This is a genomic window from Mesorhizobium sp. CA10 (assembly GCF_020165285.1).
Lineage (GTDB): Bacteria > Pseudomonadota > Alphaproteobacteria > Rhizobiales > Rhizobiaceae > Mesorhizobium.
Window position 1 is genome coordinate 356,730 of record NZ_JAIUHV010000004.1, and the last position, 25,934, is coordinate 382,663.

Sequence of the window (25,934 nt, forward strand, 5' to 3'; positions counted from 1 at the left end):
GAGAGGGGTGTGAAGGATCGCTACGACGGCGATTGCCCGACGATGATGCAAATCTAAGCCTGCGCCACCAGCCAGTCCCTGACCCTGCGCGCATTCTCGCTGAGGTCGCGGTTCTTCGGCCAGATGACGTGGAAGCCGATTCCGGTCCGCATCACATGATCGGTCACCGGCACCAGCAGCCCTGATGCCACCAGCCGCTCGACCAGATGCCGCCATCCAAGCGAGATGCCTTGTCCCTCCATCACCGCCTGGATCACCAGCGCATAATCGTTGATGCGCAACCCGCGCTCCGCATTGCGCAGGCTGGTTCCGGCCGACGCGAACCATTCGTCCCAGTTCGGCGCCTCGCGATAGGGTTCCTCGAGATGGATCAGCCGGTGCGTTGCCAGTTCCTCGACCGTCTTCGGCTTGCCGAATTTGGCGAGGTAGTTCGGGCCGGCGACCGGGAAGATCTCCTCGTCGGAGAGCGACAGCGAGTGATAGTCCGGCCAGTCGCGCGGCACGCCGCCGCGCACGCCGAGCGGAATCCCCTCGGCGATGATGTCGAGGTCGCGATCGGCGGTCTGGATGCGCAGGTCGATGCCCGGCAGCTCGTCGCGGAACTGCTGCAGGCGCGGCATCATCCAGAACGAGCCGAAGGCCGTCGAGGCGGCCAAAGTCACGTGCCCGCCGGTTGCCTGCAGGCGCAGGTCCTCCGCCGACTTGCGGATATGCGACAGGCCGAGCGAGACGTCGGCATGGAAGCGCTCGCCGGCTTCCGTCAGAAGCACCTGGCGATGTCGCCGCTGGAAGAGCTTGGCGCCGAGCTGCTCCTCCAGCCCGCGCACGGCATAGGAAACGGCGGCCTGCGTCATGCCGAGCTCGCGCCCGGCGGCGGTGAAGCTCGACAGCCGGCCGGCGGCTTCGAAGACGATGAGGCTGCCGGCCGAGGGCAGGAGGTGGCGCAGGCTTCGCATAAGGTGAACTTATACAGAAGATCAGGATTTTCCAGCGTCACAGCCATATTTTGCCTCGCTAACGTGAGTGGCGGGAAGAAGGAGCCTCCATGAACGCACCGGCCGTTGAATTGACCGAACAGACCCACCGCCGCGGCGGTGGCCGTCTTGGCCGCAAGGCGCTGAGAAGCGCGCCGATCGCGTCCTTCCCGACCCTTGTGCGCAAGATCCCAGCCTATGAGATCGTGCCCGACGAGGGGGTGGAGCTGATCCACGAGGAATCGCTCAAGATCCTCGAGGAGGTGGGCTGCGAATTCCGCGACGACGGGGCGATAGAGCTCTGGAAAGCGGCCGGCGCCGATGTCAGGCAAACGCGCGTCCGCATCGACCGCGCGCTCCTGATGGAACTCGTCTCGAAAGTTCCGCCTGAGTTCACGCTCAACGCGCGCAATCCGGAGCGCACGGTGCGCGTCGGCGGCAAGAACTCGATCTTCGTGCCGATGTATGGCGCTCCCTATATCCGCGACCTCGACAACAAGCGCCGTTACGGCACGCTCGCCGACCTCAACAATTTCCACAAGATGGCCTATATGGCGCCGGCGCTGCATTCGTCGAGCTCGGTCATCTGCGAGCCGATGGAAATCGCCGTGCCGAAGCGGCATCTCCACATCATCCATTCGGCGCTGAAACATTCCGACAAGCCATTCATGGGCATCGTCACGTCCAAGGAGCGCGCCGAGGACACGATGGCGATGGCTGGCATCGTCTTCGGCGAGGACTTCGTGCGCGACAACCCGGTGCTGGTGGCGATCACCAACTGCAATTCGCCGCTGGTCTGGGACGCCACCATGATCGACGCCATGCGGGTCTATGCGAGCCATAACCAGCCGCTGATCCTGGCGCCTTTCGCGCTATGCGGCGCCTCGACCTCGGCCTCCGCCGTTGGCGCGGTGGCGCAGGTCAATGCCGAGGCGCTCGCCGGCGTGGCTTTGACCCAGCTCATCCGGCCCGGCTCGCCGCAGCTCTACGGCCAGTTCATGGTTACTGTCGACATGAAGACCGGCGCGCCGATGGGCGGCACGCCGGAAGCGGCGCAGATGATGTATCTGATGGGCGCCTTGGCCAGGAAATACAAGCTGCCCTGGCGCACCTCCGGCTTCCATGTCGGCTCCAAGCTCAATGACGCCCAGGCCGGCTATGAGGCCAACATGCTGATGCATGCCGCGATCCTTTCCGGCGCCAATTACATCTGGCATTCCGCCGGTTGGCTGGAGGCGGGCCTCACCTGCGGCTATTCGAAATTCGCCACCGACTGCGAGCAACTCGTCGGCTGGTATAAATATGCCGGCGGCGTTCCCTTCGACGATTTCAAGGAAGCGATGGCGGCAATCCGCGAGGTCGGTCCGCAAGGGCATTTCCTCGGCACCCAGCACACGCTCGAGCATTTCGAGAGCGCCTTCTTCATGCCCAACATCATGGACTTCAATTCCTTCGAGCAGTGGAGCGCCGAAGGCGCCAAGGATCATGACACGCGCGGCCGAGAAAAGGCGCGCGCCATGCTCGCCGACTACCAGGAGCCGAAGCTCGACGAAGGCGTCGCCGAAGGTCTCAGGGATTTGATCGCCCGGCGTGAGGAAAAGCTGCCGGACAGCGTTAGTTAATAGACGAAAGTTCAAGCAAAAGGGCAAAAGACCCGCTCAAACCAATGGGAGAAAGAGAATGACACTGTTCAGAAGCAATGGCGACCGGGTTCCGGCCGCTATCGAAGCGATGGCCGAGGAGGCGCGGGCAGGGCGTGTCGACCGGCGCGAATTCCTGGCTCTGGCAAGCGCTTTCGGTGCATCGACGGCTTTCGCCTATGGCATGCTCGGCCTTGCCGCGCCGACCAAGGCCCTTGCCGATGAGCCCAAGAAGGGCGGTACGCTGCATGTCGCGATGTCGGTCAAGGCGCAGAAGGATCCGCGCACCTATGACTGGACGGAGATGGCAAACGTCACCCGCACGTGGCTGGAACCGCTGGTGCGCTACACGCACCAGTTCACTTTCGAGCCGGTGCTGCTCGAAAGCTGGGACGTCAATGAGGACGCCACCGAATACACGCTGCATCTGCGCAAGGGCGTGACCTGGAACAATGGCGATGCCTTCAACGCCGATGATGTGGTTTTCAATCTGAACCGCTGGTGCGAAAAGGGGGCGTCCGGCAATTCCATGGCGGCTCGTGTCGGCGCGCTGATCGATGCCAAGACTGGCAAGGCCAAGGACGGCGCGATCACCAAGGTCGATGACCACACGGTCAAGCTGAAGCTCAACGAAGCCGACATCGCCATCATCCCCGGCCTCACCGACTATCCGGCCCTGGTCGTGCACCGCGACTTCGACAAGGACGGCGCCGACCCGATCAAGAAGCCGATCGGCACCGGAGCTTTCGAGCTGGTGTCCTATTCGGTTGGTCAGAAGGCGGTCGTCAAGCGCCGCGAGAACGGCAAGTGGTGGGGCGGCGAAGCGCCGCTCGACGGGGTCGAGTTCATCGACTACGGCACCGACTTCAACGCTACGCTGAATGCCTTCGATTCCGGCGAGATCGACCTCGACTTCGAAACGCCGGCCGACTACATCGACCCGCTAGACAAGATGGATCTGGTGAAGTCGGAGGTCGCGACGGCGACCACGCTCGTTGCCCGCACCAACATCACGCATAAGCCCTATGACGACAAGCGGGTGCGCAACGCGCTGCAGATGGCGGTCGACAACAACCAGGTGATGCAGCTCGGCTACAATGGCCGCGGCACGGTCGGCGAGAACCACCATGTCAGCCCGATCCATCCTGAATACTACCCGCTGCCCAAGAAGGAGCGCGACGCCGCCGGCGCCAAGAAGCTGATGGCGGAGGCAGGTCAGGCCGATTTCGAGCATGAGCTGATCACGGTCGAGGACGAATGGCAGAAGAACACCGGCGATGCGATTGCCGGCCAGCTGCGCGACGCCGGCATCAAGGTGAAGCGCACGGTGCTGCCCGGCTCGACCTTCTGGAACGACTGGACGAAATATCCTTATTCGATGACCATCTGGTACATGCGCCCGCTCGGCGTGCAGGTGCTGGCGCTCGGCTACCGCACCGGCGAGGCCTGGAACGAGACGGCCTATTCCAACCCGGAGTTCGACGCCAAGCTCAAGGATGCGCTGTCGCAGATCGACGTCGCCAAGCGCAAGGAGGTGATGAAGGATGTCGAGGCGATCCTGCAGGATTCCGGCGTCATCATCCAGCCCTTCTGGCAGAAGCTCTACTGCCACATGAACAAGAAGGTGAAGAACTATTCGATGCACCAGACCTACGAAATGGACTTCCAGAACGTCTGGCTGGATGCCTGAGCGCGACTGGACTTCATGAGCCGCAAAAAAGCCGGTATGCAGGATGCGTGGCAGCGAGCTTGCCGCCACGCACCGAACCTCGGAGATCCTGCATGAAGCCGATAGTGCTTGCCGCTGCCATGTCGATAGCCTTGCCCGGCGCCGCGCTTGCCGGGCCGGCTTCCAACACCGTGAAGTTCTTCTACGTGCCGGAGGTGAAGTTCGAGGCGGACGCCAAATACCGCGACCGCTTCACCGAGCCGGTCACCAGGCTGTTCGAAGCCAACGACAGGGCGCAGAAGGAGAAGCCCGACGAGGTGTCCTGCATCGACTTCGCCCCCGGCCTCGACGCCCAGGACTTCGATCAGAAGACCCTGTCGAAGACGCTGAAGCTCACCGAAGCCGTCAACGGCGACACCGCCGAGGTGACGGCAAGCTTCAATCTTTTCCCGGAAGGCGATGACTCCAAACGCGAAATGGTGTGGTCGCTGAAGAAAGTGGACGGCAAGTGGAAGATCGCCGATATCACCTCCAAGACCAGCGACTGGAAGCTCAGCGCGCTGGAATGCGGCGCCTCGACGGAGTGACGCCGTGCTTCGCTGGTCCGTCCTCGTGCTGTCGAGCTTGTCGATGCTGGCCGCGGGGCTGAGCGGCGGAGCCTTGGCGCAGGCGCTCTTCGGCTCGCCGCCCCCGAACGCGTCTTCAGGCGACAAAGCGCCCGAGACCGACAAGTCGCCGCCTGCCGCGGCGCCGGAAATCAAGCCGACCGAACCGGCGCCCGTCGCACCTGTCCTGCCCGGATCGCCGACCGCGGTGGTGAAGCCGTTCTACGAACATGTCGGGTTGGAACTCGACCCTTCTCAGCGCAAGAACTTCATCGATCCGGCGAAAACCGTGCTCGACAAGAGCGATGCGCTACGCGTCTCGGGGCAGGGCGAGTGCCTCGACCCCAACATGGCGCTCGACAATGTAGATTATGACAAGCTCGCCATCGACCGGAGCCTGCGCACCATCGAAGCCGTCAATGGCGACGAGGCCAAGGTGGTCGTCGCCTTCGTCGTCGAAGGCCACCAGCACCGGCTGGAATGGAAGCTGAAGAAGGTCGGCGGCGCCTGGAAGGTCTCCGACCTTCTGTCAGTCACCGGCGAGTGGGCGCTCAGCCAGTATCAGTGCGAATGATAATGGTGATTGAAGATCAGGGCTGGCGTTCCTTCGCGCGCTGTCCCGCCAGCCTTTCGCAACAAATCTCAACCCCTTCCGCGATAGGGCGCAACGCCAGTATCCGGCAGCCAGGCGTCCTTGGGCGGCGCGCCGGTCTGCCAGAAGACGTCGATCGGAATGCCGCCGCGCGGGAACCAGTAGCCGCCGACGCGCAGCCAGAGCGGTTTCGTGGCCTCCACGATGCGGCGGCCGATCATCACGGTGCACTCCTCGTGGAAGGCGCCGTGGTTGCGGAACGAGGTCATGAACAATTTCAGCGATTTCGATTCCACCAGGGTCCGGTCAGGCGCGTAGTCGATGACGATTTGCGCGAAATCCGGCTGGCCGGTGACCGGGCACAGCGAGGTGAATTCGGGGCAGGTGAAGCGCACGATCGCCGGCGGGCCGTCGCCGCGCTGGAACGGCACGGTCTCCAGGACCGCCTGTTCGGGGCTCTGTGGCGTCTCGACGTGCTTGCCGAGCTGGGTGAGGTTTTTGGCGTCGGTCATGGGCGGGCTCCTTGCTCCCGGCCGTTAGAAGCGCAGTTCAATGCGGCGGGCGCGAAACGAAGGTTGAAAGAAGCGTTGCAGTCCTCTCGGGCGCAGCGCGTTTGACCGCTCATTAGCATCGGACCGAAAAGTGCGCAGCGGTTTTCGGATGAATCCGATGCGTGAAATGGAAGCGGGAGCGCTCCGCTCCCGCACAATTTGAAACGGCAGGAAGACAATGACCAGCAACGACCCGCTTCTCCAACCCTATCAGCTCAAGCACCTGACGCTGAAGAACCGGGTGATGTCGACGAGCCATGAGCCGGCCTATTCCGAGGACGGCATGCCGAAGGAGCGCTACCGGCTCTACCATGCCGAGAAAGCCAAGGGCGGCATGGCGCTGACCATGACGGCGGGCTCGGCGATCGTCTCGCGCGACAGTCCGGCTGCCTTCGGCAATCTGCATGTCTATGACGACAGGATCGTGCCGTGGTTGGCCGAACTCGCCGATGCTTGCCATGAGCATGACTGCAAGGTGATGATCCAGATCACTCATCTCGGCCGCCGCACCGGCTGGAACAAGGCCGACTGGCTGCCGGTGCTGTCGGCCTCGCCGGTGCGCGAGCCGGCGCACCGCGCGTTCCCGAAGACCATCGAGGAGTGGGATATCGAGCGCATCGTCGCCGACTATGCTTCCGCCGCGCAGCGCTGCCAGGCAGCCGGGCTCGACGGCATCGAGTTCGAATCCTATGGCCATCTGATGGACGGCTTCTGGTCGCCTTTGACCAACCATCGCGACGACGAGTTCGGCGGCTCGCTCGACAACCGGCTGCGCTTCACCGACATGGTGCTCGACGCCGTGCGCGCCGCGGTCGGTAAAGAATTCATCGTCGGCATTCGCATGGTCGCCGACGAGGATGTCGAAAAGGGCATCTCGAAGGAAGTTGGCGTCGAGATCGCCAGGCGCTTGGCCTCATCCGGCAAGGTCGATTTTCTCAACATCATCCGCGGCACGATCGAGACCGATGCGTCGCTGACCAAGGTCATCCCGGTGGCCGGCATGCGGTCCTCGCCGCATCTCGATTTCGCCGGTGAGGTGAGGGCGGCGACGAAATTCCCGACCTTCCATGCGGCGCGCATTTCCGATGTCGCAACGGCCCGCCACGCCATCGCCACCGGCAAGCTCGACATGGTCGGCATGACCCGCGCGCATATCGCCGATCCGCATATCGTCCGCAAAGTGATGGAAGGCCGCGAGCACGAGATCCGCCCCTGCGTCGGCGCCACCTATTGTCTCGACCGCATCTATGAGGGCGGCGAGGCGCTGTGCGTCCACAACGCCGCGACCGGCCGCGAGGCGACCATTCCGCACGTCATCGCCAAGAGCGAGGGACCGAAGAAGAAAGTCGTGGTGGTGGGCGCTGGCGCCGGCGGTCTGGAGGCCGCCCGCGTCGCCGCCGAACGCGGTCATCAGGTGACTGTGCTCGAAGCCTCCAGCCAGGCAGGCGGCCAGGTGAGGCTCGCAACCCAGAACCCGCGCCGCAAGGAACTGATCGGCATCATCGACTGGCGATTGGCCGAGCTCGACCGTCTCGGCGTCGAGATCCGCTACGACACCTGGGCCGAGAAGGATGACGTGCTGGCGTTGGCGCCGGATGTGGTGATCGTGGCGACCGGCGGCATGCCGCAGAACCCGCCGCTGACGGCCGGCGACAATCTTGTCACCTCGAGCTGGGACATCATGGCCGGGAGCGTCAAGCCGGCCGAGAACGTGCTGCTTTACGACGACAATGGCGGCCATCAGGGCATGGGCGCCGCCGAGCTGATCGCCAACAGCGGCTCGAAGCTGGAATTGGTTTCGCCCGAGCGCTTCTTCGCGCCGGAAATGGGCGGCCTGAACCACGTGCCCTATATGCGCGCCTTCCATGAGAAAGGCGTCACCGTCACCATCAACACCCGCCTGCGTTCGGTTCGCCGCGAGGGCAACCAGCTCGTCGCCGAGCTGGCGTCGGACTTCGCCGACGGCTGGCGCGGCGAGCGGCGCATCGACCAGGTGGTGGTCGAGCACGGCACCGCGCCGCTCGACGATCTTTATCTGTCGCTCAAACCTCTGTCGAAGAACGGCGGCGCGGTCGATTATGAGCGGCTGGTGAGCGGCGGCGACATCTTCCCCGCTCGCAATGCCGAAGGCGGCTTCGTGATGTTTCGCATCGGCGACGCTGTCGCCTCGCGCAACATCCACGCCGCCATCTATGACGGGATCCGGTTTGGGATCAGGATCTGAGGGTTGTGACGCGCAACGGACCTTTGCAAGGAGAGCCAACTGCCGCTTTGGTCCGTTGCGCGCCGCGCCCGGTCGGTTTTGCCGGCCGTGCGATTTCAAAACAGCTTGGCAGACGCCATGCAAAACACGGTGATAACCAGCAGCCCGCCGGCAATGCGTTCGCCTCTGGTCATTTTCGCCCGCAGCTGGGTTTGCCTCGCTTGATCTGCGCCGGCCAGCTGTCTGCTGGCGGAGGCGACAAGCGCACCCTGCACGCCGGCGGCGACCAGCGCCGTCAAAATGCCCAGCGCCAGCACCTTCTCCATCGAGCCGAAAGCCCCTTCGTGGAAGAAATACCAGAGCAGTATGCCAGTCAGGAACGCCAGGCCGGAGGCGCCGAGCTGCGGCCGGATGAAGCGCTCCGCCTTGATCTCCGGATCGCGGGCAACCGCAATGGTTGTGCCGGCCCAGAACACGCCGGCCATGACGTGCAGACCGATGGTGACGATATAGACATATTGCATGACCGCATTCCTCTCTGCCGCCGCCGCGCGTCGCAGCATGCCGACGCCATCAATAAGACAAAGTTAGATATCTAACGGTTAGATGTCAATCATGAAGCCAGGTTTCATGTTCCAATCGCTTTGCTCTACTGTCAGGTCATGACACCGTTTGACCGTCCGCCCGTCGGCATGACTCTCGCTCGTACCTCGAAAGTGGTGGCGCAGGCTTTCGATGCCGCGATGGTCGAGGCCGGCGGCACGCTGCCGGTCTGGGTGACTTTGCTGTCGGTCAAGTCGAAGGAACTGGCGAACCAGCGCGAGCTTGCCGGGATGATCGGCATCCAGGGTGCGACGCTTACCCATCATCTCAACGGCATGGAGGCGCAAGGATTGCTGACACGCCGCCGCGATCCGGAAAACCGCAGGGTCCATCAGGTGGCGTTGACGGAAGCCGGCGAAGCGCTGTTCGAAAAGTTGCGCCTCGCGGCGGTAGCCTTCGACAAGCGTCTGCGGGCTGGTATCCCCGATGACAAGCTCGCCGAATTCACGCAGGTGCTTGCGATGCTAAGGCGGAACGCTGAGCCGCCTCACTCGTAGTCCGATATCGCGCCGAAGGTGTAGCCTCGCCGTAGCCTTCATAGGGCGGAGATACCTATGAGGGCTTCGGCCGGCGAAGGCCGGAGCGGAGCGTACTTAACGTACGTGAGCACCGGAAGCGCGAGAAGCCGGCATTTGCAGGCCGGCCTCACCTGAATATCGGCGCATCTCAAGCCAAGCTGCCGTGCAGCACCTTCAACTTCGCCTTCTTCGGGCTGCGTGCCAAAAGCCATTCGCGCGCCTTGTCCTGCGGCATCGGGAAGGCGATGGAATAGCCCTGCACCTGGTCGCAGCCGATCGCCATCAGCGAGTCGAGCTCGGCCTCGGTTTCGGCGCCCTCGGCGACGATCGAGATGCCCAGCCCGCGGGCAAGCTCGGTGATGGCGCGCACGATCTTGGAGTTGTCGCCGTTCTCGTTGATGTTCTGGACGAAGCGGCGGTCGATCTTGAGCCGGTCGATCTCGTTGGGGTTGACGTGGCTGAGCGAGGCATAGCCTGTGCCGAAGTCGTCAAGCTCGAGATGCACGCCGGCGGCGCGGATGTGGCGCAGCTTCGCGGCGATTCCGGTCTTCTCGTCATCGAGGATGACGGATTCCACGATCTCCAGCGCCAGCTTCTGTGGGGGCAGCCCGGCCCGCTCCAGCGTGCCGAACAAGAAGGCGTCGAAATCGGGCTCGCGCAGCTCCGTGCCCGAGACATTGACGGCGAGGCGCCCGAAATCGATGCCGGCGCGGTTCCATTCGGCAGCTTCCTCGATCGCTTTGGCGATGACGATGCGGCCGACATCCGGCATGAAGCCGCATTTTTCGGCGACGGGAATGAATTCGCCGGGCGAGATCATACCGCGCGTCGCGTGCTTCCAACGCACCAGCGCCTCGATGCCGCTGATCTTGCCGCTGGTCAGCGATACCTGCGGCTGGAAATAGACCTCAAAACTCTTGTTGGCGATCGCGTTGCGGATGTCCTGTTCGAGCTGCTTGCGGTAGTCGAGCTCGCGGCGCAGTTCCTCGGAGAAGAAGGAGAAGTTGCCGCCGCCGAGCTTCTTGGCGGAATAAAGCGCGAGATCGGCATGGACGAGCAGGTCCTGCGCGTTGTCGGCGTCGACCGGATAGACGGCGATGCCGGCGCTGGCGCCGGGCATGATGGTCGTGCCCTGGAAGGTGATCGGCTCGTTGATCTCGTCGAGAATGCGCTTGGCCAGCGCGTGAATGTCCTCGGTGCTGCCAGCGCCGTTGAGGATCATGACGAACTCGTCGCCGCCGAGCCGCGCGCACAGATCCGACGCGCGGCAGGAATCGCGCATGCGCTGCGCGGTGACCACCAGCACGTAGTCGCCGGCGGCATGGCCAAGCGTGTCGTTGATCTGCTTGAAGCGGTCGAGATCGAGCTGGATCACCGCCAGGCGCTCGCGGCGGCGGTGCGCGCCCTTGATCAGCGTTTCGAAATGATCGGTGAGGAAGGTGCGGTTGTGCAGCCCGGTCAGGCCGTCATGCACGGCGATGAAGGCCATCGAGTTGCGCGCGTCGACCAGCTCGCGCGTCTTGCGCAGGATGGCGTTGGACATCGGCCGGAAGATGAACAGCGCGACCAGCACGATGACGCCGAGGGTGGCGAAGAACAGCGTACGGTGCAGGTTGAGCAATTGACCGGAGCGTTCGTCGGCAAAAGCGCTGATGCGCTGGCCGAGCGCGGCATAGCCGGACAAGGTCGCATTGGCGACGGAGGCGTCGAGGCCGGCGCGCTCGGTGCCGCCCTTGTAGCCGTCGCTTTGCATGCCGAGTTGGGATCCGAAGGACGAGGCCAGTCGCTCTCCGTTGGCCACCAGGCCGACGGAGAAATAGTCGAGATGGAACGGCTTGCTGAACAGCACGTATTCGATCGACTTGGGATCGTTGCGCGCCGGCGACAGCGGATCGGCGCCGGTCTCGGTGAGCAGCCGGTCGTAGTTGGTCTCGAACTCGCCGGTCGCCTGTTTGAGCGCGGTCACCAGCGCCGGCTGCTTGTCGCGCGAGGCGGCACCCGTGGCGCTGGCTAGGAAGACGATGCGCTGCGACAGCGCCTTCTGCGTCGAGACGATGTCGAGCAGTGCGTCATTATGCTGCTGCTGCGCCATCAACTGCTGCAGAAGAATGAACGACGCCACCACCATGGCGGCGATGATCGTCAGCGCCAGCCAGTAGCCGGTCTTGATGAGCAGGATCAGCGTGCGTGAAACGCTCTGCACTGGCTGCTGCGACATAACTGGGTGACCCCTCCGGTCGACGGATACCTGCCAAGGATTCGTGGCGGGAAAACGATTAACTTGAAAGGGTTAACGGGTCGGCAAGGTGATCGCGGCAGCGCGGAAAAGCTCGCAAGATGGTTATCACGTCCTTTCTTGCACATCTCTTTTTTGATCCTATTGCCGCCACGCCATCGCAGGGATTGCGACCGGGCTTTCGCAGCGCCACCGAAGCGGTCGCTTTTGCGATGGATTTTTCGTGCCCGTAGCGCGACAGTCCGGCCTCGAACCGAACAGGGCCGACCATGAGCAAAGCATTCCTTTCCCATATCGACAGCGAGCTTCAAGGGCTGAAATCGGCCGGACTCTACAAGTCCGAGCGGGTGATCTCCTCGATGCAGTCCGCCGAGATCGAGGTCGGCGGCGAAAAGGTGCTGAATTTCTGCGCCAACAACTATCTCGGGCTCGCCGACAGCCCGGATCTGCGCGACGCGGCAAAGCACGCGCTCGACCGCTACGGCTACGGCATGGCCTCCGTGCGCTTCATTTGCGGCACGCAGGAGGAACACAAGCAGCTTGAGGCGACCATCTCTTCCTTTCTGGGCATGGACGATACCATCCTCTATTCTTCCTGCTTCGACGCCAATGGCGGCCTGTTCGAAACGCTGCTCGGCGAGGAGGACGCCATCATCTCGGATGCGCTGAACCACGCCTCGATCATCGATGGCGTGCGGCTCTCGAAGGCCAAACGTTTCCGCTACGCCAACAACGACATGGCCGATCTCGAGGCCCGGCTGAAGGAGGCCAAGGACTGCCGCTTTCGGCTGATCGCCACTGACGGCGTGTTCTCGATGGACGGCATCATCGCCAATCTCAAGGGCGTCTGCGACCTCGCCGAGAAATACGACGCCATGGTCATGGTCGACGACAGCCATGCGGTCGGCTTCGTCGGCAAGAACGGCCGTGGCTCGGCCGAGCATTGCGGCGTCGAGGGCAGGGTGGACATCATTACCGGCACGCTCGGCAAGGCGCTGGGCGGCGCCTCGGGCGGTTACACGTCGGGCAAAAGCCAAGTGGTCGACTGGCTGCGCCAGCGCTCGCGCCCCTATCTCTTCTCCAACACGCTGATGCCGGCGATCGCCGGCGCCTCGATCAAGGTCTTCGACCTGATCCGGCATGGCGACGCGTTGCGCGAGCGCCTATATGCCAATGCGGACCGGTTCCGTTCCAGGATGGGCAAACTGGGCTTCATGCTGGCTGGCGCCGATCATCCGATCATCCCGGTGATGCTGGGCGACGCGGCGCTGGCGCAGGAGATGGCGCAGCGCATGCTGAAGCGCGGCATCTATGTCATCGGTTTCTCCTTTCCGGTGGTGCCGAAGGGCCAGGCGCGCATCCGCACGCAGATGTCTGCCGCCCATTCCAGCGCCGACATCGACCGTGCGGTCGCGGCCTTCGGCGACGTGGGAAAAGAACTGGGTGTAATCGCTTGACCCACGCCGAGGAAAACAGAAGTCGGCCATGACGATCGATGTCACGAGCAGGATCGAGATCGCCAGGCCCCGCGCGGTCGTCGCCGCCTTTTCCGCCGATCCGGACAACGTGCCCCGCTGGTACGTCAATATCAAATCGGTCGAATGGAAGACGCCCCGACCGGTCCAGGTAGGATCGAGAATTGCATTCGTAGCGCAGTTCCTCGGACAGCGGCTTGTTTACACCTACGAAATTGTAGATCTCGTGCAGGGCGAGCGGCTGGGGATGCGAACCGCCGAAGGACCGTTTCCCATGGAAACGAGTTATGCATGGCGCGATACCCGAGAAGGCGCTACCCATATGGCGCTCCGGAACCGCGGTACCCCGACAGGCTTTTCCCGTCTTGTGGCGCCGTTTATCGCCCTGGCCGTTCGGCGTTCGACCAATCGAGACTTGCTCCGGCTGAAGAACATTCTGGAGGCGGCGCACTGATGAAACCGATCCCATCAAGACAGGCAAGATTTTTGAGGAGCGTCTGATGTCGAACATGATGAAGGCGCTGGTGAAGGCCAAGGCCGAGCCGGGCATCTGGATGGAAGAGGTGCCGGTGCCGGAGATCGGCCCCAACGACGTGCTGATCAAGGTCAAGAAGACCGCGATCTGCGGCACCGACGTCCATATCTACAATTGGGACCAGTGGGCGCAGAAGACGGTGCCCGTGCCGATGGTGACGGGCCACGAATTCGTCGGCACGGTCGCTGATTTCGGCTCCGCGGTCACCGAATACAAGGTCGGCCAGCGCGTGTCGGGCGAAGGCCACATTGTCTGCGGCCATTGCCGCAACTGCCGCGCCGGGCGAGGGCATCTCTGCCGCAACACGCTCGGCGTCGGCGTCAACCGTCCCGGCGCCTTCGGCGAGTATGTGGCCATACCGCAGCACAATGTCGTGCCGATCCCCGACGACGTGCCGGACGAGATCGCCGCGATCTTCGATCCACTGGGCAATGCCGTGCACACGGCCTTGTCCTTTGATCTGGTCGGCGAGGACGTGCTGGTCACCGGCGCCGGCCCGATCGGCATTATGGGTGCGCTCGTGGCGCAATGCGTCGGTGCGCGAAAGGTCGTCATCACCGACATCAACCCGGTGCGACTGGATTTGGCGCGAAAACTCGGCGTCCAGCATGTCGTCGACGCCTCGAAGGAAAAGCTGCGCGACGTCATGCCGTCGATCGGCATGAGCGAAGGTTTCGACGTCGGGTTGGAGATGTCCGGCGCCGCCCCCGCCTTCCGCGACATGATCGACACCATGAACAATGGCGGCAAGATCGCCATCCTCGGCATCGCGCCGACCGGCTTCGAGATCGACTGGAACAAGGTCATCTTCAAGATGCTGCATCTGAAGGGCATCTACGGCCGCGAAATGTTCGAGACCTGGTACAAGATGATTGCGCTCGTGCAGGGACCGCTGGATGTCTCAGGGCTGATCACGCATCGGATCGGGATCGACGATTTCCAAGTTGGGTTCGATGCGATGCGCAGCGGCAGTTCGGGCAAGGTGGTGATGGACTGGTAGGGCCTGGCTGAAGCACCGTCCTGGCGACGCTGGCGGGACAGCATCGCTACGTTGCGGATAACGCCCCTTCCAGCGCCGCCACCCCGCTGACAATCGCCGCGCGCTGCTCCACATTCAGCTTCCCCAGCAACTCCCTTTCAAACGCCTTCGCCAGCGGCACCATTTCGCGATAGGCGGCGAGCCCTGCCTTGGTCAGCGCCAGATGCTCGACACGCCGGTCGCTCTCATCCGGCGTGCGTGTCAGCCAGCGTCGCCGTTCCAACTCCGCCACCGCGCGCGACACCTTCGTCTTGTGCATGGCCGATTGTTCGCCGAGTTCGGTCGCCGTCATCGTTCCGCGTTCACCCAGCCCGGAGAGCGTGCGCCATTCCGGCCGTGTCAGGCCGTGGCGCTCCTTGTAGATGCGCGAGAACTCGCGGCTGACGGTGTCGGCAAGCCGGTAGAGCCGGTAGGGCAGGAAGCTTTCCAACTCGAGGATATCCGGTTCCATGAAGCGCTCCCGGGATGCATCGTGGTCGTTGATAGTTACATTTTCGATGGTTACAAATGAAACCAGTTTGGTCAACATCGCCTGCAGGCCAAATTCTTGAAGCTTGCAAGTCGGATCAGGGAGGATCGGATGGGCTTTTCCTACATGCCGGGTTTCGGCAATGACTTCGAGACCGAGACGCTGCCCGGATCGCTGCCGCAGGGCCGCAACTCGCCGCAGCGGCCGGCCTACGGCCTCTATGCCGAGCAGCTTTCGGGCTCGCCCTTCACCGCGCCGCGCGGCACCAACGAGCGCTCCTGGCTTTATCGAATTCGCCCGAGCGTAAAGCACACCGGCCGATTCAAGGGCGCCAGCTACCCCTTGTGGAAGACCGGGCCTAATATCGGCGACCACGAGCTCGCGCTCGGCCAATACCGCTGGAACCCGACGCCGATGCCGACCGAGCCGACCGACTTCATTTCCGGCATGCGGACCTTCACCACGGCCGGCGACGCGGTCGGCCAGTCGGGCATGGCGGCGCATGTCTATGTCGCCAACCGGTCGATGGTGGACGACCATTTCTTCAACGCCGACGGCGAATTGCTGGTCGTGCCGCAGGTAGGCGCGCTGCGCTTCGTCACCGAGATGGGCGTGATCGAGCTTCGCCCCGGCGAGATCGCGGTGCTGCCGCGCGGCCTCGTCTTCAAGGTCGAGCTCACCGACGAGGAGGCGCGCGGCTATGTCTGCGAGAATTACGGCGCCAAGTTCACCATGCCCGACCGCGGCCCGATCGGCGCCAATTGCCTGGCCAATCCGCGCGATTTCAAAACGCCCTGCGCCTGGTTCGAGGAGAAGGAGACGCCCTGCCGGCTGATCGTCAAATGGTGCGGCGCCTTCCACGTTACCGAACTCGGCCATTCGCCGCTCGACGTCGTCGCCTGGCATGGCAACTACGCGCCCTACAAATATGATCTGGCGACGTTTTCGCCCGTCGGCGCCATCCTGTTCGATCACCCCGATCCATCGATCTTCACCGTGCTGACAGCGCCGAGCGGCGAGGAGGGCACGGCCAACGTCGACTTTGTCATCTTCCCGCCGCGCTGGCTGGTGGCCGAAAATACGTTCCGGCCGCCCTGGTACCATCGCAACATCATGAGCGAGTTCATGGGCCTGATCCATGGCCAGTACGACGCCAAGGAGGAAGGTTTCGTGCCCGGCGGCATCAGCCTGCACAACCAGATGCTGGCGCATGGCCCGGACGCTTCCGGCTTCGAGAAGGCGACGCGCGCCGACCTGAAGCCGGTCAAGCTCGACAATACCATGGCCTTCATGTTCGAGACGCGCTTTCCTCAGATGCTGACGCGCTACGCCGCCGAGCTCGGCACCTTGCAGGAGAACTACATCGACTGCTGGGCCGACCTGAAGAAGCGTTTCAACGGCACCCCGGAAGGCGACTGGTCTTGAATACCGAAAACGTGGACCGGCTCGTCCTGCTCGGCTCCAAGGGTGGCCCGGCAGTCCGGCCAGGCGGACCCTGGCCGAGTTCGTCGCTGCTTGAAATCGGCGGGCGCACCATCGTCGTCGATTGCGGACTTGGCGTCACGCGTGCGCTGACTGATGCCGGCGTCAGCCTCAAAGCGCTCGATCTGATCTTCGTCACGCACGTTCATTCGGACCACGTTCTGGAACTCGGGCCGCTGATCCACACGGCCTGGACGGCGGGTCTGGCGACGCCGGTGACCGTTTTTGGCCCACCCGGCACGGGGCATTACTGGCAATGCTTCTGCCAGGCGATGGAGTTCGACATCGAGATCCGCATCATCGACGAAGGCAGGCCGGACATCCGCGACCTGATCACGGTCGAGGAGTTCGGCGAAGGCTCGATTTTGGACGAGCGAGGTCTGACGGTGACTTCGTTGCGCGTCGACCATCCGCCGGTCACCGACTGTTTTGCGCTGCGTTTCGAGCAGGGCGGCAAGAGCGTGGTGTTTTCCGCCGACACTGCCTTCTTTCCGCCACTGGCTGAGTTTGCCAAAGCTGCCGACATCCTCGTCCATGAGGCCATGCTGGAGGAAGGCGTGGAGCGACTGGTCGCCCGGACCGGCAACGGCGCGCGGCTGCGCGAGCATCTCCTAGCCAGCCACAGTTTTGCCGACGAAGCAGGCCGCATCGCCAGCGATGCCGGGGTGAAGCGGCTGGTGCTCAACCATCTCATTCCAGCCGACGATCCGGCGATCGGCGATGACGACTGGATCGACGCCGTCAGGAAAACTTGGTCCGGCGACTTGACGATTGCCCGCGACGGCCTTGTTGTGGGGCTAGGCGGTCAGAAGGCCGCTTCAGGAGAGGAAACCGCATGAAGCTTGCCACATTGAAGAACGGGACGCGCGACGGAAAACTGGTCGTGGTCTCGCGCGATCTGACGCGGTTCACGGATGCCTCCTTCCTGGTGCCGACGCTGCAGGCTGCGCTCGACGATTGGCGCCGCATTGCGCCGCATCTGGCGGCCATGGCCGAATCGCTTGAGACCAACGCAGTTCCCTCGGCGCGTTTCCACGAGCACGACGCGCATTCGCCGCTGCCGCGCGCCTATCAATGGGCGGACGGCTCCGCCTATGTGAACCATGTCGAGCTGGTGCGGAAGGCACGCGGCGCGGAGATGCCGGCAAGCTTCTGGACCGACCCGCTGATCTACCAGGGCGGCTCGGACTCCTTCATTGCGCCGCGCGATCCGATCCGCATGGCCGACGAGGCCTTCGGCATCGACATGGAGGCCGAGGTCGCGGTCGTCGTCGACGATGTGCCGATGGGCGCCAGTCTGGAACAAGCGAAGGAGGCAATCCGCCTCATTATGCTGGTCAACGACGTCACGCTGCGCGCCATCACCGGGCCGGAACTGGCCAAAGGCTTCGGCTTCTTCCAGTCGAAACCATCGTCGGCCTTCTCTCCGGTTGCCGTCACCCCCGACGAACTGGGCGATGCCTGGGACGGCGGCAAGGTCAATCTCTCGCTGCTGGTCGACGTCAACGGCAAGCCGTTCGGCCGCGCCAATGCGGGCGTCGACATGACCTTCGATTTCCCGACGCTGATCGCGCATGCCGCGAAAACCCGACCGCTCGCCGCCGGCAGTATCATCGGCTCGGGGACCGTCTCCAACAAGCTCGACGGCGGCCCTGGCAAGCCGGTTTCGGCGGGCGGCGCCGGCTATTCCTGCGTTGCGGAACTGCGCATGATCGAGACTATCGAGAGCGGCGAGCCGAAGACGCCCTTCCTGCGTTTCGGCGACACGGTGCGCATCGAGATGAAGGACAGAACCGGCCATTCGATCTTCGGCGCCATCGAGCAGAAGGTCGAGAAATACGAGGGGTGAGGGGAGCATTGAGCCGGTGACCATGCTGGAGCACCTGCGCCGCATGGCGCGCAACAATCTCTGGTCGAACGACCGGCTCTATCGTGCAGTGCTGGCGCTTCAGCCCGGCGAGCTCGAGGCCGGGCGCACCGGCTTCTTTCCGTCGATCAGGGAGACGCTCAACCACATCCTGGCGGTCGACCTTCTCTATCTCGAGTTCCTGACGGATGGAGGCCGTGGTGCCGCAGCCTACGATGACTACGTGCCCTTCAACAATGCAGTAGGTCTGGCCAAGGCACAGGCCGATTTCGACCGCAGGCTCGTTGCTTTCTGCGATGCACTTTCAGAGACCGATCTCGATCGCAGCGTCATAACCGACCGGCGCGAGGATGGCATGATCCCCGAAAAGATCGGCGACATCCTCGCGCATGTCTTCCTGCACGACATCCACCACCGCGGGCAGGTGCATGCCATGCTTTCCGGCACTTCCGTTCCGCCACCGCAATTGGACGAGTTCCTGCTCGAGTACGACCTGAAGCTGAGGAAAGAAGAGGTCGAACGGTTGGGACTGGATGATCAGACCAAGGCAACGTCGTAGGCTGCGAAGTGCCGATCCGCAGTGACCATCGTCAGATCTTCAATTTGAGCCTGCGCGATGAGTAGACGGTCGAATGGATCACGATGATGAAGCGGCAGATGCTCAAGTCTCGCTGCGTGCAATTCATTGACGCCGAGGATCGGAATGCCGTTCGACTTCAAGATCTCCACGATATTGCCTGTGAGCGTGACTTTGCCGAGCGATTTCTTGATGGCGATCTCCGCCACCGAGATGGCGCTGACGACCACATCCTCACTCGCAAGAAAGATGTCCCGATGATGGTCCGAAAGGCGTGAATCCGCGTTGAGTACCCAGAGTAGAATATGGGTATCGACCAGATATTTGCGGCTCATTTGATGTACTCGTCCCATTCGGGGCCGAGTTCATCAAAATCATCCGATATCCAAATTTGGCCTTTCAGGGCTCCAAACAGACCCTTGCTCCCCGCAGGCCGGGCAGGGGCGCTCAAGGTTGCCACAATCTCCCCGTGCCGGGTCAGATTGATCTTTTCGCCGGCCTGGGCCCGCTTCACCAACTCGGCGAGTTGGGCCTTTGCTTTTGCCATCGGAACGTTCATTGCCAACCTCTTATGACCAGAATTTAGGTCATAATTGGTCCGGCCGCAAGTAAGCTCAGGCGTTACGCCGCCTTGCCGCCCAGCTTGATAACGCCGCGCTTGATCTGGTCCTGCTCGATCGACTCGAAGAGCGCGCGGAAATTGCCTTCGCCAAAACCTTCGTCGCCCTTGCGCTGGATGAACTCGAAGAAGATCGGGCCGATCACGGTTTTGGAAAAGATCTGCAGCAGGATCTTGGTCGTGCCGCCGTCGACGACGCCTTCGCCGTCGATCAGGATGCCGTGCTTCTTCATGCGCTCGATCGGCTCGTCGTGGCCGTGCACGCGCTCATGCGACATCTCATAATAAGTGTCGGGCGGGCCGGGCATGAATTTCAGCCCGTTGGCGGCGAGCTTGTCGGTGGCCTCGTAGATCGCATCGGTGCCGACCGCGATATGCTGGATGCCCTCGCCATTGTACTTCTTCAGATACTCGGCGATCTGGCTGGTCTCGTCCTTGGACTCATTCAGCGGAATGCGGATCTTGCCGCAGGGCGAGGTGATGGCGCGGCTGACAAGGCCGGTGATCTTACCGTCGATGTCGAAGAAATGGATCTGCTTGAAGCCGAACAGATCGCGGTAGAAATCCCACCATTTGTCCATGTTGCCGCGATAGACGTTGTGGGTGAGGTGGTCGAGATAATAGAAGCCGACGCCTTCGGGCTTCGGGTCGCGCTCGCCCAACCACTCGAACTCGGCGTCATAAGCCGAGCCTTTCTCGCCATAGGCTTCGATGAAATAAAGCAGCGAGCCTCCAATGCCGACGATGGCCGGAACGTCGAGCGCCTTGTCGGTTCCCTCATAGGGCGTGGCACCCTTCGACACGGCATGGTCGAAGGCATGTTTGGCATCGACCACGCGCCACGCCATCGAGGCGGCGCAGGGCCCGTGCTTTTCAACGAACGTCATCGCATGCGAGCCGGGCTCGGCATTGACGACATAGTTGATGTCGCCCTGGCGCCAGACGGTGATGTCCTTGCTGCGGTGCCTTGCGACCGCGACATAGCCCATGCGGGTGAACAAATCGGCGAGCTTTTCGGGCTCCGAATGCGCAAACTCGACGAACTCGAAACCATCGGTGCCGGCTGGGTTTTGCTTGTTGATCTTGGCAGGCGGGGCGTCGTGCGGGAAGGGGCCCATGGCAGTCCTCCGAAAGCTGTCGCGGCCGTGCTTGGCCGATTTTCGCGATGATAGCGCGCAGTGTCCGCACGGTGCTTGCATTCAACCGCTTGAAATGCCCATCATGTGCGCAATTTGTGCATGAACAGGGAGAAATTCATGGACGATGCGCGACTTGATCAATTTGACCGCAAGATAATGGCACTTTTGCAGGAGGATGCGCGATTCACCAACAACGATCTGGCGGAGCGCGTGAACCTGTCGCCCTCGCAATGCTCGCGCCGCCGCCTGCGGCTCGAGGAAGACGGCTATATCAAGGGCTACCGTGCCGTGCTCGACCGCGACCGTCTGGGCTTTTCGCTGGTCAACGTCATCTCGGTGACGTTAGCCACCCACAATCGCGACAACGCCCGCCGCTTCGGCGAGCTGGTGGCCCGCCTGCCCGAAGTGCAGGAGGCGCACGCGCTGACCGGCGAGATGGATTACATCCTGAAGGTGGTGACGCCCGATCTCAAGTCACTGTCCGAATTCGTCAACGGCGTGCTCCTGCCGCACGAATCCGTGCAGCACGTGAAGACCGCGATCGTGCTGGAGACGCTGAAGGAAACCGCTGCTCTACCACTGTAAATTCTTCTTTTGGTGAAGTAAGATTGTCAGTCGGAGACGATGGCGCGGGTTGATGTCAACTTGGGGGGTGAAATGGCTGGTCTAACTAAAGAGCAGTTCGAAGAAGTACAGAGCCTCATTGCTAAGCAAAGCGAGGGTAACCAAAAACTCTCGGCCGGGCAGAAGTGGGAGGCTGGCGTGATGATTGGTGCCTTTACGGCATTGGCAATCGCACTACTTGGCTTCGGAGGGCGCGCGGTGGTTGAAACTGCTGCAAAACAGGGAGCTTCAAACATGACGGGTAGCATAGTCGCTGCCAACCTACGAAAGGATCCTGATTTTGTAAATTCGATTGCTCTAAGTGCACCAAGCTTACCATCGGGATCAATCATCGCGATATCAACTGACAAGACGGAGGGCGGCGACCAGCTCCAATGTCCTCCGGGGTGGAGTTTCTTTGCCGAGGGAGCGGGGCAGATTTATAATTGGAGCGGATGCGGGAAAAGGTCTCTCTCCGCGAGCGATCGGAGAGCGTGGGGGATAAGAAGTGCATACTCTAGTTGTAGCCGAGCTTCCGCCACAGGAGGTGGAGGTTACCGGAGTAGTCGCACGGAGCCAGATGGATCGCTTTAATGCCGGTGGCCATGACTACCCAGTGCTTGGTCCCACGACCAGCACGTTTCCGATCAAAGGTGGAGGGCAGCCTGTGCCAATACTGCCACCGTACTTGGCGCTGAATCTGTGCAAAAAAGATTAGGTCCTTTGCTGCTGGATCAGCCCATAAAGGTTGGTGCAGCGCGCGCCTGAGCGGCAATAGGCGAAGACCGGGCCTTCGAGCTCGTCGAGCGCGGCGGCCTGGTCCTCGACATTGTCCATGGTGATCTGGCCGCTGATGACCGGGATATAGCGGAAGCCAAGGCCGGCCGCCTCGGCCGCTGCCTTGACGCTATCGGCCGAAGGCTGGCCCGGCTGCTCGTCGTCCGGCCGGTTGCAGATCACGCTTTTGAAGCCGGCGTCCTTGATGGCGGCAATATCCTGCGGCTGGATCTGGCCGGAGACCGAATAGTCGTCGCTGATCTGGCGGTATTCCATGATGTGGTCCTCGCAATCTCTTTGGCGCAGTCATGCCACCCCGGGGCATGAGCGGCAATCCGTACGAGCGCATTTCTCTGCCAAATAGAGAATGTGCGCCGGAAAATCCAACCGGCTCCCGCAGCGCCGCGTACCTCTTGGATACGCAATGGACGCTGCGGCAACCCAAGATGCCGGGCCGGTTGACGCCTCGCCGCTCAGCTGCCGAGGATCGCGCCTTTGATCTGCGTGATGTTGTTGTGCATCATGTCGATATAGGTCGAGGCGGGACCATCGGGCTGAGACAGCGCGTCCGAATAGAGCGTGCCGCCGACCTTGATGCCGGTCTCGCCGGCGATCTGCTCGATGAGCCGCGGATTGGTGATGTTTTCCACGAAGATCGCCGCCGCCTTGTCCTGCTTGACTTGGCTAACCAGCTTGGCGACATCGGCCGCCGAGGGCTCGGATTCGGTCGAGATGCCTTCCGGCGCGAGGAAGGTCAGCCCGTATTCATGTTCGAAATAGCCGAAGGCATCATGCGAGGTGATGACCACGCGCTTGGCTTCCGGGATCGACTGGATCGCCGCCTTCACTTCGCCCTCCAGCCCATCGAGCTTGGCAATATAGGCGGCGGCATTGGCCGTGTAGCTGTCGCAGCCTGCGCTATCGGCCGTGCAGAACGCGTCGGCGATGTTCTTCACATAGATCTTGGCGTTGGCGATCGACTGGAAGGCATGCGGATCGGTGACGGTCTTGCCGCCGCCGGTGCCAGCACCTTCGGCGGCGTCCGCATCGGCGAATTCCGGCTTGAAGTCGATCGGCGTCACGCCCTTGGTCAGCGTCACGATCGCGGCCTTGGTGGCGCTGGCGTCGACCAGGCGCTGCAGGAAACCCTCGAAATGCAGGCCGTTGACCAGCACGACATCGGCTTTGGCCATCGCCACCGCGTCCGCCGGGCTCGGCTCATAGACATGCGCGTCGCCGTCCGGCCCGACAATGGTGGTGATGTTAACCCGGTCACCGCCGACATTTTTCGCGAAGTCGGCAATCACGGTGAAGCTCGCCACGACCTTGAGCGGCACCGCGAAGGCTGACGAGGTTGCGAAGGCGCTTAATGTTATAACGCTCAACGCCAGGGCGGCTCGGAAGGATTTCAGCATTGGCAACGTCTCCTTTTAAGGGGTGGGAATGAGGGTCAGGCGGTGCGGTGCCGGTGATGCACGATGCGGGCGCGCAGCACGCCGCGCGTGCCGAACAGGATCGAGCAGAAATAGACGACGCCGGACGAAAGGATGATCGCCGGACCGGAAGGCAACGAGGCGTGATAGGACAAGAGCAGCCCGGCGATGCTGGAGGCGAAGCCGATCAGCACGGCGAGCGCGCACATCGGCTCCACGCGCGCCGTCCAGAAGCGGGCCGCGGCGGCAGGCAGCATCATCAGTCCGACCGACAGCAGCGTGCCCAACGCCTGGAAGCCGCCGACGAGGTTGAGCACGACAAGGCCCAAGAAAATGAAATGCACCGGGCTGCCCATGCGGCTCACCGAGCGCAGGAACAGCGGATCGAGGCATTCGGCGACAAGCGCGCGCCAGAAGATGGCGAGACAGGCGAGCGTCACCGCCACGATTCCGCCGATCAGGATCAGCGCCTCATCGTTGAGCGCCAGCACCGTGCCGAACAGCACATGCATCAGGTCGACGCTGGAGCCGCGGATCGACACCATCAGCACGCCGACGGCCAGCGAGATGAGATAGAAGGCCGCCATCGAAGCGTCCTCGCGCTGGATGGTGAAGCGAGAGACGGCACCCGCGCCGAGCGCCACGATGATGCCGGCGATCAGCCCACCGATGGTCATCGGCAGGATTTCGAGGCCATAAAGCAGGAAGCCGGCGGCAGCGCCGGGCAGGATGGCATGCGCCATCGCGTCGCCCGACAGGCTCATGCGCCTGAGCATGAGGAAGACGCCGACCGGGCAGGCGCCGAGCGACAGCATCAGCGAGCCGAACAGCGCCCGCTGCATGAAGGCGAAGTCGGCGAAGGGCGCGATGAACAGGCCGTAGAGGAAATCCATCATGCCGCCCTCGGTCCGGAGCCGTGATGATGGTCGTGTCGGTGGTCATGCCCATGATCATGATCGTGCGCGCGATCATGGCTGTGTTCATGCTCACTCGGCTCGCACCACGGCGCGTTTTCTTCCCACGCCTCGTGGAAGCGCCTCGCCTTGAGCAGATTTTCCGGCCGCAGCGTTTCCTTGGTGTCGCCCCAGGCGACAGGCTGGCGGGCAAGCAGCAGCGTCTCCGGGAAATTCTGCCGCACCAGGTCGAGGTCGTGAATCACGACCATGATCGTGCGCTCCTCGCCATGCCAGCGCTTTATCAACTGGATGAGATCGCCCACGGTCTTGGAGTCGACCGCGTTGAACGGCTCGTCGAGCAGGATGAGGTCGGCGTCTTGCAACAGCACGCGGGCAAACAGCGTGCGCTGCAGCTGTCCGCCGGACAGCGTGTCGATCGGCCGCTTCTCGAAGCCGCCGAGCCCGACCGCCATCAGCGCCTTGCTGATGGAATCGCGGTCTTCCCTGGTGTAGCGGCCAAGCATGCCGCGCTTTGGCCATAGGCCGAGCGAGACCAGGTCGACGACGCGCGCCGGAAAGGAGCGGTCGAGCTCCGACTGCTGCGGCAGATAGGCCGTGCGGACGCCCGGCATGCGGACCACCGCGCCTTCCATAGGCTTCAGCACGCCGACGATGCCTTTCATCAGCGTCGACTTGCCCGAGCCGTTGGCGCCCACCACGGCGGTCAGCGAGCCTTTGCGGACGATGCCGTTGAGATGATGGATCGCCGGATGGCTGTTGTAGCCCAGCGTCAGGTCGCGGAAAGTCAGGCAGGCATTGGTCATCAGGCGGCGGTCCGCGAAATCGAGTGCGCTGTCGATATGTGATGTTATTACATTAGTCAACACGCCAGCCTGGCGCAATTGTGTCACGACCGGTCAACTCGCCGTGTAGGTGGGCGGCAGAGATCGGACACTTGGCTCAATTGGTTTCGCGTCCGTCGGCCTTGTCCCGCGCCGGCCCGGACTCTAAAGAGCAGCGACTCCCATAACGAAGGAACGTCCAATGAGCATTCGTCGCATCGATGTCGGCCCGCGCATGAGCCAGATCGTCATCCACGGCAACACCGTCTATCTGGCCGGCCAGGTCGGCGAGCCCGGCGGCAACGTCGCCTCGCAGACCCGCGACATCCTGAAGACCATCGACGAATTGCTCGCCAAGGCCGGCACCGACAAGACCAAGATCGTCCAGGCGATCATCTGGCTGGCCGACATGGGCACCTTCGCGGAAATGAATTCGGAATGGGACAAGTGGGTGCCGCAAGGCCATACCCCGGCGCGCGCCACCGGCGAGGCCAAGCTCGCCGCCCCGGAATATCTGGTCGAGATTATTGTGACTGCGGCGGTCTGAGGCGCCGACTTTCCCTTCTCCCCTTGTGGGAGAAGGTGGCCGC

General features: G+C 62.8%; 28 protein-coding genes. 15 read left to right on the forward strand and 13 right to left on the reverse strand.

The genetic code is table 11. From position 1 onward, the window contains the following. Window positions 1–53: 53 nt before the first annotated feature. Window positions 54–956, reverse strand: a complete 903-nt coding sequence (locus LB535_RS12065) for a LysR substrate-binding domain-containing protein (RefSeq protein ID WP_095767813.1) — start codon at window positions 954–956, stop codon at window positions 54–56. 89 nt (window positions 957–1,045) lie between these two features. Between LB535_RS12065 and LB535_RS12070 the strand changes: the two genes are divergently transcribed. The 4 genes from LB535_RS12070 to LB535_RS12085 all read left to right on the forward strand — a co-directional run bounded on the left by LB535_RS12070 (window position 1,046) and on the right by LB535_RS12085 (window position 5,462). Continuing rightward, window positions 1,046–2,596, forward strand: a complete 1,551-nt coding sequence (locus LB535_RS12070) for a trimethylamine methyltransferase family protein (RefSeq protein ID WP_224632313.1) — start codon at window positions 1,046–1,048, stop codon at window positions 2,594–2,596. Window positions 2,597–2,654: 58 nt separating this feature from the next. Next, window positions 2,655–4,304 (forward strand): ABC transporter substrate-binding protein, encoded by a 1,650-nt coding sequence (locus tag LB535_RS12075; RefSeq protein ID WP_224632314.1) that lies wholly within the window; start codon window positions 2,655–2,657, stop codon window positions 4,302–4,304. A 92-nt stretch (window positions 4,305–4,396) separates the two neighbouring features. Then, complete coding sequence (locus LB535_RS12080; RefSeq protein WP_224632315.1) at window positions 4,397–4,870, forward strand: DUF3828 domain-containing protein; 474 nt, start codon at window positions 4,397–4,399, stop codon at window positions 4,868–4,870. A 4-nt stretch (window positions 4,871–4,874) separates the two neighbouring features. Continuing rightward, window positions 4,875–5,462, forward strand: coding sequence for a hypothetical protein (locus LB535_RS12085; RefSeq protein ID WP_224632316.1), 588 nt, complete (start codon window positions 4,875–4,877; stop codon window positions 5,460–5,462). A 68-nt stretch (window positions 5,463–5,530) separates the two neighbouring features. Here the strand turns inward: LB535_RS12085 and queF are convergent, their stop codons facing one another. Beyond that, window positions 5,531–5,992 (reverse strand): preQ(1) synthase, encoded by a 462-nt coding sequence (gene queF / locus LB535_RS12090; RefSeq protein ID WP_140840967.1) that lies wholly within the window; start codon window positions 5,990–5,992, stop codon window positions 5,531–5,533. Window positions 5,993–6,016: 24 nt separating this feature from the next. Continuing rightward, entirely contained in the window at window positions 6,017–6,220 is a 204-nt protein-coding gene (locus LB535_RS12095; RefSeq protein WP_140840977.1) for a hypothetical protein, read from the reverse strand. Between LB535_RS12095 and LB535_RS12100 the strand changes: the two genes are divergently transcribed. Beyond that, window positions 6,210–8,255 carry an FAD-dependent oxidoreductase gene (locus LB535_RS12100; RefSeq protein ID WP_224632317.1) on the forward strand — a complete coding sequence of 682 codons (2,046 nt, stop codon included), beginning with the start codon at window positions 6,210–6,212 and terminating at the stop codon, window positions 8,253–8,255. The genes LB535_RS12095 and LB535_RS12100 overlap by 11 nt on opposite strands. Window positions 8,256–8,350: 95 nt before the next feature. Here the strand turns inward: LB535_RS12100 and LB535_RS12105 are convergent, their stop codons facing one another. Further along, window positions 8,351–8,758, reverse strand: coding sequence for a hypothetical protein (locus LB535_RS12105; protein ID WP_224529102.1), 408 nt, complete (start codon window positions 8,756–8,758; stop codon window positions 8,351–8,353). Between the two features lie 168 nt (window positions 8,759–8,926). Between LB535_RS12105 and LB535_RS12110 the strand changes: the two genes are divergently transcribed. Beyond that, complete coding sequence (locus tag LB535_RS12110; protein ID WP_224632318.1) at window positions 8,927–9,334, forward strand: MarR family winged helix-turn-helix transcriptional regulator; 408 nt, start codon at window positions 8,927–8,929, stop codon at window positions 9,332–9,334. Between the two features lie 169 nt (window positions 9,335–9,503). Here LB535_RS12110 and LB535_RS12115 read toward each other — a convergent pair whose 3' ends face one another. Continuing rightward, the gene (locus LB535_RS12115) at window positions 9,504–11,573 is read right to left on the reverse strand and encodes a putative bifunctional diguanylate cyclase/phosphodiesterase (protein WP_224632319.1); all 2,070 of its coding nucleotides are present in this window, start codon (window positions 11,571–11,573) and stop codon (window positions 9,504–9,506) included. Between the two features lie 287 nt (window positions 11,574–11,860). Between LB535_RS12115 and LB535_RS12120 the strand changes: the two genes are divergently transcribed. The 3 genes from LB535_RS12120 to tdh are packed head-to-tail and all read left to right on the forward strand — an operon-like array spanning window position 11,861 to window position 14,601. After that, window positions 11,861–13,048 (forward strand): glycine C-acetyltransferase, encoded by a 1,188-nt coding sequence (locus tag LB535_RS12120; RefSeq protein WP_224632320.1) that lies wholly within the window; start codon window positions 11,861–11,863, stop codon window positions 13,046–13,048. A 28-nt stretch (window positions 13,049–13,076) separates the two neighbouring features. Then, the gene (locus tag LB535_RS12125; RefSeq protein ID WP_224632321.1) at window positions 13,077–13,520 is read left to right on the forward strand and encodes an SRPBCC family protein; all 444 of its coding nucleotides are present in this window, start codon (window positions 13,077–13,079) and stop codon (window positions 13,518–13,520) included. 46 nt (window positions 13,521–13,566) lie between these two features. Beyond that, window positions 13,567–14,601, forward strand: a complete 1,035-nt coding sequence (gene tdh / locus LB535_RS12130; RefSeq protein WP_095767801.1) for an L-threonine 3-dehydrogenase — start codon at window positions 13,567–13,569, stop codon at window positions 14,599–14,601. Window positions 14,602–14,647: 46 nt separating this feature from the next. Here tdh and LB535_RS12135 read toward each other — a convergent pair whose 3' ends face one another. Further along, window positions 14,648–15,091, reverse strand: coding sequence for a MarR family winged helix-turn-helix transcriptional regulator (locus LB535_RS12135; protein WP_224632378.1), 444 nt, complete (start codon window positions 15,089–15,091; stop codon window positions 14,648–14,650). 129 nt (window positions 15,092–15,220) lie between these two features. Here LB535_RS12135 and hmgA point away from each other — a divergent pair, with 129 nt between their 5' ends. From hmgA to LB535_RS12155, 4 genes are read left to right on the forward strand one after another with little or no spacing between them, the layout of a single operon-like run. Next, on the forward strand, window positions 15,221–16,534 hold the full coding sequence (gene hmgA, locus LB535_RS12140) for a homogentisate 1,2-dioxygenase (RefSeq protein ID WP_224632322.1): 1,314 nt from the start codon (window positions 15,221–15,223) through the stop codon (window positions 16,532–16,534). After that, window positions 16,531–17,430: an MBL fold metallo-hydrolase gene (locus LB535_RS12145; protein WP_224632323.1), complete on the forward strand. Its 900-nt coding sequence runs from the start codon at window positions 16,531–16,533 to the stop codon at window positions 17,428–17,430. The genes hmgA and LB535_RS12145 overlap by 4 nt, the downstream gene beginning before the upstream one ends. Beyond that, complete coding sequence (locus LB535_RS12150; RefSeq protein WP_224632324.1) at window positions 17,427–18,440, forward strand: fumarylacetoacetate hydrolase family protein; 1,014 nt, start codon at window positions 17,427–17,429, stop codon at window positions 18,438–18,440. Before LB535_RS12145 ends, LB535_RS12150 begins: the two co-directional genes overlap by 4 nt. 16 nt (window positions 18,441–18,456) lie before the next feature. Beyond that, entirely contained in the window at window positions 18,457–19,017 is a 561-nt protein-coding gene (locus LB535_RS12155) for a DinB family protein (RefSeq protein ID WP_224632325.1), read from the forward strand. On the opposite strand, the gene LB535_RS12160 is transcribed toward LB535_RS12155, so the two are convergent. The 3 genes from LB535_RS12160 to hppD all read right to left on the reverse strand — a co-directional run bounded on the left by LB535_RS12160 (window position 18,996) and on the right by hppD (window position 20,772). After that, window positions 18,996–19,370 carry a type II toxin-antitoxin system VapC family toxin gene (locus LB535_RS12160; protein WP_095767795.1) on the reverse strand — a complete coding sequence of 125 codons (375 nt, stop codon included), beginning with the start codon at window positions 19,368–19,370 and terminating at the stop codon, window positions 18,996–18,998. The genes LB535_RS12155 and LB535_RS12160 overlap by 22 nt on opposite strands. Next, the gene (locus tag LB535_RS12165; RefSeq protein WP_095767794.1) at window positions 19,367–19,594 is read right to left on the reverse strand and encodes a type II toxin-antitoxin system Phd/YefM family antitoxin; all 228 of its coding nucleotides are present in this window, start codon (window positions 19,592–19,594) and stop codon (window positions 19,367–19,369) included. Before LB535_RS12165 ends, LB535_RS12160 begins: the two co-directional genes overlap by 4 nt. Window positions 19,595–19,656: 62 nt before the next feature. Then, window positions 19,657–20,772, reverse strand: coding sequence for a 4-hydroxyphenylpyruvate dioxygenase (hppD, locus tag LB535_RS12170; protein WP_224632326.1), 1,116 nt, complete (start codon window positions 20,770–20,772; stop codon window positions 19,657–19,659). Between the two features lie 138 nt (window positions 20,773–20,910). Here hppD and LB535_RS12175 point away from each other — a divergent pair, with 138 nt between their 5' ends. Next, window positions 20,911–21,378, forward strand: a complete 468-nt coding sequence (locus LB535_RS12175; RefSeq protein WP_224632327.1) for an Lrp/AsnC family transcriptional regulator — start codon at window positions 20,911–20,913, stop codon at window positions 21,376–21,378. A gap of 732 nt (window positions 21,379–22,110) precedes the next feature. Here LB535_RS12175 and LB535_RS12180 read toward each other — a convergent pair. The 4 genes from LB535_RS12180 to aztA form a co-directional block, all read right to left on the reverse strand. Continuing rightward, complete coding sequence (locus LB535_RS12180) at window positions 22,111–22,449, reverse strand: TIGR01244 family sulfur transferase (protein ID WP_224632328.1); 339 nt, start codon at window positions 22,447–22,449, stop codon at window positions 22,111–22,113. 197 nt (window positions 22,450–22,646) lie between these two features. Then, window positions 22,647–23,588 carry a zinc ABC transporter substrate-binding protein AztC gene (aztC, locus tag LB535_RS12185; protein WP_224632329.1) on the reverse strand — a complete coding sequence of 314 codons (942 nt, stop codon included), beginning with the start codon at window positions 23,586–23,588 and terminating at the stop codon, window positions 22,647–22,649. A 35-nt stretch (window positions 23,589–23,623) separates the two neighbouring features. Then, the gene (gene aztB, locus LB535_RS12190; protein ID WP_224632379.1) at window positions 23,624–24,499 is read right to left on the reverse strand and encodes a zinc ABC transporter permease AztB; all 876 of its coding nucleotides are present in this window, start codon (window positions 24,497–24,499) and stop codon (window positions 23,624–23,626) included. After that, window positions 24,499–25,326, reverse strand: coding sequence for a zinc ABC transporter ATP-binding protein AztA (gene aztA, locus LB535_RS12195; protein ID WP_224632330.1), 828 nt, complete (start codon window positions 25,324–25,326; stop codon window positions 24,499–24,501). Before aztA ends, aztB begins: the two co-directional genes overlap by 1 nt. 220 nt (window positions 25,327–25,546) lie before the next feature. On the opposite strand from aztA, the gene LB535_RS12200 reads away from it, so the two are divergent. Further along, a complete protein-coding gene (locus LB535_RS12200; RefSeq protein ID WP_224632331.1) occupies window positions 25,547–25,891 on the forward strand; it encodes a RidA family protein in 345 nt (114 codons plus the stop codon). The last annotated feature ends 43 nt before the right edge of the window (window positions 25,892–25,934 follow it).

Coding starts and splice junctions, on each gene's coding strand:
- LB535_RS12065 (WP_095767813.1), bottom strand. CDS start 956: ATGCGAAGCCTGCGCCACCTCCTGCCCTCGGCCGGCAGCCTCATCGTC.
- LB535_RS12070 (WP_224632313.1), top strand. CDS start 1,046: ATGAACGCACCGGCCGTTGAATTGACCGAACAGACCCACCGCCGCGGC.
- LB535_RS12075 (WP_224632314.1), top strand. CDS start 2,655: ATGACACTGTTCAGAAGCAATGGCGACCGGGTTCCGGCCGCTATCGAA.
- LB535_RS12080 (WP_224632315.1), top strand. CDS start 4,397: ATGAAGCCGATAGTGCTTGCCGCTGCCATGTCGATAGCCTTGCCCGGC.
- queF (WP_140840967.1), bottom strand. CDS start 5,992: ATGACCGACGCCAAAAACCTCACCCAGCTCGGCAAGCACGTCGAGACG.
- LB535_RS12100 (WP_224632317.1), top strand. CDS start 6,210: ATGACCAGCAACGACCCGCTTCTCCAACCCTATCAGCTCAAGCACCTG.
- LB535_RS12105 (WP_224529102.1), bottom strand. CDS start 8,758: ATGCAATATGTCTATATCGTCACCATCGGTCTGCACGTCATGGCCGGC.
- LB535_RS12110 (WP_224632318.1), top strand. CDS start 8,927: ATGACTCTCGCTCGTACCTCGAAAGTGGTGGCGCAGGCTTTCGATGCC.
- LB535_RS12115 (WP_224632319.1), bottom strand. CDS start 11,573: ATGTCGCAGCAGCCAGTGCAGAGCGTTTCACGCACGCTGATCCTGCTC.
- LB535_RS12120 (WP_224632320.1), top strand. CDS start 11,861: ATGAGCAAAGCATTCCTTTCCCATATCGACAGCGAGCTTCAAGGGCTG.
- LB535_RS12125 (WP_224632321.1), top strand. CDS start 13,077: ATGACGATCGATGTCACGAGCAGGATCGAGATCGCCAGGCCCCGCGCG.
- tdh (WP_095767801.1), top strand. CDS start 13,567: ATGTCGAACATGATGAAGGCGCTGGTGAAGGCCAAGGCCGAGCCGGGC.
- LB535_RS12135 (WP_224632378.1), bottom strand. CDS start 15,091: ATGGAACCGGATATCCTCGAGTTGGAAAGCTTCCTGCCCTACCGGCTC.
- hmgA (WP_224632322.1), top strand. CDS start 15,221: ATGGGCTTTTCCTACATGCCGGGTTTCGGCAATGACTTCGAGACCGAG.
- LB535_RS12150 (WP_224632324.1), top strand. CDS start 17,427: ATGAAGCTTGCCACATTGAAGAACGGGACGCGCGACGGAAAACTGGTC.
- LB535_RS12160 (WP_095767795.1), bottom strand. CDS start 19,370: ATGAGCCGCAAATATCTGGTCGATACCCATATTCTACTCTGGGTACTC.
- LB535_RS12165 (WP_095767794.1), bottom strand. CDS start 19,594: ATGAACGTTCCGATGGCAAAAGCAAAGGCCCAACTCGCCGAGTTGGTG.
- hppD (WP_224632326.1), bottom strand. CDS start 20,772: ATGGGCCCCTTCCCGCACGACGCCCCGCCTGCCAAGATCAACAAGCAA.
- LB535_RS12175 (WP_224632327.1), top strand. CDS start 20,911: ATGGACGATGCGCGACTTGATCAATTTGACCGCAAGATAATGGCACTT.
- LB535_RS12180 (WP_224632328.1), bottom strand. CDS start 22,449: ATGGAATACCGCCAGATCAGCGACGACTATTCGGTCTCCGGCCAGATC.
- aztC (WP_224632329.1), bottom strand. CDS start 23,588: ATGCTGAAATCCTTCCGAGCCGCCCTGGCGTTGAGCGTTATAACATTA.
- aztB (WP_224632379.1), bottom strand. CDS start 24,499: ATGGATTTCCTCTACGGCCTGTTCATCGCGCCCTTCGCCGACTTCGCC.
- aztA (WP_224632330.1), bottom strand. CDS start 25,326: ATGACCAATGCCTGCCTGACTTTCCGCGACCTGACGCTGGGCTACAAC.
- LB535_RS12200 (WP_224632331.1), top strand. CDS start 25,547: ATGAGCATTCGTCGCATCGATGTCGGCCCGCGCATGAGCCAGATCGTC.